3 protein-coding genes are annotated in these 4,493 nt (G+C 73.1%); 2 read left to right on the top strand and 1 reads right to left on the bottom strand.

What is annotated here, in order from left to right; all coding sequences use genetic code 11:
• Window positions 1-355: 355 nt before the first annotated feature.
• Window positions 356-3,064 carry a lysylphosphatidylglycerol synthase domain-containing protein gene (locus AOK24_RS36185; RefSeq protein ID WP_055724201.1) on the bottom strand — a complete coding sequence of 903 codons (2,709 nt, stop codon included), beginning with the start codon at window positions 3,062-3,064 and terminating at the stop codon, window positions 356-358.
• A 185-nt stretch (window positions 3,065-3,249) separates the two neighbouring features.
• Between AOK24_RS36185 and AOK24_RS36180 the strand changes: the two genes are divergently transcribed.
• Together AOK24_RS36180 and AOK24_RS36175 are read left to right on the top strand one after the other, a co-directional pair.
• Window positions 3,250-3,633, top strand: a complete 384-nt coding sequence (locus tag AOK24_RS36180) for an MGMT family protein (RefSeq protein WP_055724200.1) — start codon at window positions 3,250-3,252, stop codon at window positions 3,631-3,633.
• 257 nt (window positions 3,634-3,890) lie between these two features.
• Window positions 3,891-4,493: UvrD-helicase domain-containing protein (locus tag AOK24_RS36175; RefSeq protein WP_159052106.1), on the top strand; the 603-nt coding region annotated here is incomplete at its 3' end.

Raw genomic sequence — 4,493 nt, 5'->3', positions numbered from 1 at the left:
GTGTCGCCTGGTCCGCGTGCGGGGGTGGGGGGCTCGTGTGCTGGCAGGCGCGTGCGCGCGTGCTGGTCGTCGGCAGCGAGGTCATGGACGCGGAAGCGCGGCCATCAGCTGTGTGCGCGTGAGTGGGTCGGCGGGGTGGGTTGCGGCTCTGCCCGCGCGCGAGGTGAGCAGTCGGCCGCCGCAGGGCACGGCTTGTTCGCGCGTGTCGATCGGCATCCATGCGAGCGTCGGCGACACATGCTCTCCCGCGCGCGTGCCTGGTCCGGTCCGACTTGCGTATGGCGCTACCGGCGCGCCCGCGCGTACCGGTGCACCGGTACGGCGTCTCCGTGCCGGTGCACCTGCCCGCGCAGCCCTACAGCGCGCCCTTGCGGGACAGGTGGTTGAAGGCGATCCAGCCGGGGAGGACGGGGAGCCAGAGGGTGAGGAGGCGGAAGAGGAGGACCGCCGGGGCGGCCACCTCCTTGGGGAGGCCCACCGCGATGAGGCCGACCGTCAGGGTGGCCTCCACCGCGCCCACGCCGCCCGGGGTGGGCGCGGCGGAGCCGAGGGCGTTGCCGGCGAGGAAGACGACCGCGACGCTGGCGAGGCTGATCGACGTCGACTCGTCGCCGAACGCGCGGATCGAGGCGTCGAGGCACATCACGAAGCAGGCGGTCAGCAGGAGCATGCCGCCGATGCCGGTGACGAGCTTCTGGGGCCGCTGGAGGATGTCCAGCATGCGCGGGACGACGCCCGCGAACAGCGAGCGCACGCGCGTGGCGACGAACTTCCGCAGGAACGGCACCGACGTCACCACGAGGACGAGCACCGCGACCGTCAGCAGCCCGGCGATGACCGTACGGGACGGCGTCAGCGAGGGAGTCTTCTCGATGCCTGTCAGATAGCCGAAGGACAGCAGCATGACGATGTGGCAGCCGAGCCCGAAGAGCTGCGAGGCGCCCACGCTGGCCACCGCGAGCCCCGGCCGCACTCCCTGCCGCTGGAGGAACCGCGTGTTCAGGGCGACCCCGCCGACGGCGGCCGGCGCGACGATCTTCACGAAGGACCCGGCGACCTGCGCGGCGACGGTCCGCGGGAACGGCACCCGCTCCGGCACGAACCCGAGCAGGCTCATCGCCGCGGCGACGTAGCTGAGCGCCGAGAACGCCACGGCGGCGGCCACCCAGCCCCACTCGGCGTTGGAGATCAGCGGCCCGAACTCGATGTGGGTGAGCTGCGTCAGCAGGAAGTACGCGCCCAGGGCGCCCGCCATGAAACTCAGCAGCGTGCGCGGGCGCACCCGCTCCAGGCGGGCCGGTTCGACCGGCGCCTGCGGGCGGATGAGCAGCACCTCGTGCCGGATCTGGGTGAGGAGGTCGTCCTCGCGGGCCTCGTCCAGCGCCTCGTCTATGGCCCGCTTCTCGGCCCGCGCCTCGGCCTTCAGCGTCTTTTTGGCGGCCTTTCCGGAGGAGACCGCCTCCGGGTCCTCCGCGTCCTCCGGACGGGCCTGCTTGGCCTGCTTGGACGCCTCCAGGACGGCGTCCCGCTCGCGCTGGGCCCGCTCCCGGGCCAGCCGGCGCAGCGTGGAGCGCGTGGAGCGGGTCAGCGCGATCGGCTGGAGCATCGGCAGGCAGTCGGCGACCGCGTCCGGACCGAGCACGCTCACCGCCGAGGCCACCGCCCGCTCCGCGCCCACGCGCAGCCCGAGGGTCGTCACCAGCTGGGCGACGTCCATGAGCAGCAGCAGCGAACTCGCCGCGATCTCGCCCCCGCGCAGATCGGTGAGGATCACCGTGCCGGAACGATCCACCAGGATCGCGTCCCCCGCGAGCCTGCGGTGCGCGATACGCCGCGACTGGAGCGCGCGCACTTGGTGCCACGCGTTGTGCAGCACCTCGTCGGTGATCTCGGCGTCCGCCAGCGAGTCCAGCGTGCGCCCGCCGGTGTGCTCGTAGACCAGCATCACGGCGTCCGGACCCAGCTCGGACATCGCGATCAGCTTGGGCGCGTTGGCGCCCGCGGCGATCGCCGCGTACGCCAGCAGGGCCTCCTGCTCCAGCGCCTGCCGCAGCGACTGGAGGCTGGAGCGGGTCGCGAAGCCGCGCAGTGCCAGATTGCGCCACGCGCGGTAGAAGAACCCCTGCGCCTGCTGCTCCCGGTCGACGACCGTGACGTCCAGTGGCGCGCCGTCCTCCAGGGTGACGAAGTAGCGCCGCCCGCGGTCGCTGTCCCCGGACTCCGACGCCTCCACGCGCGCGGCGCTCACCGGGCGGAAACCGACCGTCCTGAGGCCCGCCATCAGCGTGCGCCCGGTGGGCCGGACGTTCGGCGAGCCGACCGCGTACAGCGTGCCGTAGGCGACGCTCCAGCCGATCAGCACCGTGAGGATGATCGAGAAGGGGGTCGTGTAGCCGGTGACGAGCATCGACAGCGCGTCGAGCAGCAGCACGATCCACAGCACCGCGCGCCAGCGCGGGCGGCGTGACATGCCCACGGCCGACATATAGGCGATGACCGGCGCGAGATAGCCGTGCACCGGGTCCGTGAGGGCGTGGATGTCACCGGGGGAGGGCTGGGTGAGCGCGTCCCGGATGGAGTCCGGGGCGCCCTTGGCGACCCACAGATCCGTGGCGAGCGTCACCCCGTGCGCGAGTACGGCCGCCAGGACGCCGTCGGCGATCCGCAGCCCGTCGCGCTTGATCAGCCGTTCGATCGCGAACGCGACCGGCACCAGGAGGATCGCGATGCTGGACGCCAGCCCCGCGATCTTGATCAGCAGGTCGGGCGCCTGGCCGGTGCCCTTGTTGATGTCCTGCTCCAGGCCGGAGGTCGTGCCGTGCGCGAACGCGGCGATCGCCAGGAGCACCACGACCGCGAGGACGCCCACCAGGAGCCGCATGAGGTCCGAGGGACGGTGCACGCGCGCGGGGAGCAGCGGTTCGTCGCCCTCCACCTCGTCCACGTGCGCCACGTCCGCGTACTCCTTCGAGCCCCCGCGCGCGGGCGGTTCGTCTGTGTCCGGGCGCGATGCGCCGTCAGAGGTGCCCTCCGCGTCGTCGGAATGCACACCCTGCTGCTTCATCGTCTCTTCTTGATCTCGTATCACCGGTCACCGCCCGCACGATGGTGGCATGCCCGACCGACATCCGGTGATGTCAGGGTGCGAACGCGGGTCGCACAGTCTGCCCGAAGCGTCCTCCCGGGGCGACGTCCACCGAGCGTCACGGGCCCGTCGCATTGTCGGTGCGGTGCGGCAGGATGGGGCGGATGAGCGAGCAGAGCCTTCCCGACGACGCCCGCGCGGAGTACACGGACGCGCTGCCCGAGTACGCCGAGCGGGTCCTCGACGTCGCCGAGCTGATCCCGCCGGGCCGGGTCATGACGTACGGGGACGTCGCCGAGTGGCTCCAGGAGGGCGGCCCACGCCAGGTGGGCCGGGTGATGGCCCTCTACGGGGGCGCCGTGCCGTGGTGGCGCGTCGTGCGCGCGGACGGCGCTCTGCTGCCCGGACATGAACTGCGGGCCCTGGACCACTACCGCGCGGAGGGCACCCCGCTCAAAGCGGCGAGCGCCGCCGCCCAGGGGCATCTGCCGCGCCTCGACATGAAGCGGGCGCGCTGGGACGGCGGCGGCACGGACGGTCACACCTGACAGCTTCCGCCATCGCGTGAGCCCCCGGAGGACCTGTGTGCCGTCCGGGTGAACCGGGGCACGCCCGGGACATGACGTACGTTCGAGGGGCAAGGGGCGTGCGAGCCGTACGGGGCGCACGGGACCGACCGGAAGACCCGCACCGGAGCCGGTCCCCGGCGTAGCGTCGGCCGCACACGTCCCCCTCATCCCGAGACCACCGCCCGGCACGGACGGACGGCGGCGAACCAGCACACCCACCAGGACCGGCGAACCACGTGAGCACCTCTCCCTCCACCGGGCGCCTGCCGCACCCCCAGGTACGGCAGGGGACCCGTGGCGCCTACCGACTGGTGCGTACCCCTCCGGCCCGCGAGGCTCCCCCTCGTCTGGACGCCGCGCAGCGCGCCGTGGTTGACCACACCACCGGCCCCCTGCTGGTTCTCGCGGGCCCCGGCACCGGCAAGACCACCACCCTCGTCGAGTCCGTCGCCGCCCGCGTCGCGCGCGGCGGCGACCCCGCGCGGATCCTCGTCCTGACGTTCAGCCGCAAGGCCGCCGTCGAACTGCGCGACCGCATGGCCCTGCGCATGGGCGCCTCGCGCGCGCCCCAGGCGACCACCTTCCACTCGTTCTGCTACGCCCTCGTGCGCGCCCACCAGGACAGCGAACTGTTCGTGGAGCCCCTGCGGCTGCTCTCCGGCCCCGAGCAGGACGTCACCGTCCGGGAACTGCTCGCCGGCCAGCTCGACCTCCAGCGCCTCGGCCTCGCCCACGTGAGCTGGCCCGACGAACTGCGCGCCTGCCTCACCACGCGCGGGTTCGCCGACGAGGTCCGCGCGGTCCTCGCCCGCAGCCGCGAACTCGGCCTCGGCCCCGAG

Origin of the sequence: Streptomyces niveiscabiei, assembly GCF_001419795.1 — a bacterium.
In the GTDB taxonomy this organism is placed as follows: Bacteria; Actinomycetota; Actinomycetes; order Streptomycetales; family Streptomycetaceae; genus Streptomyces; species Streptomyces niveiscabiei.
The sequence above is the reverse complement of the archived record's forward strand: the minus strand, read 5'-3'. Positions and strand labels throughout refer to the sequence as shown.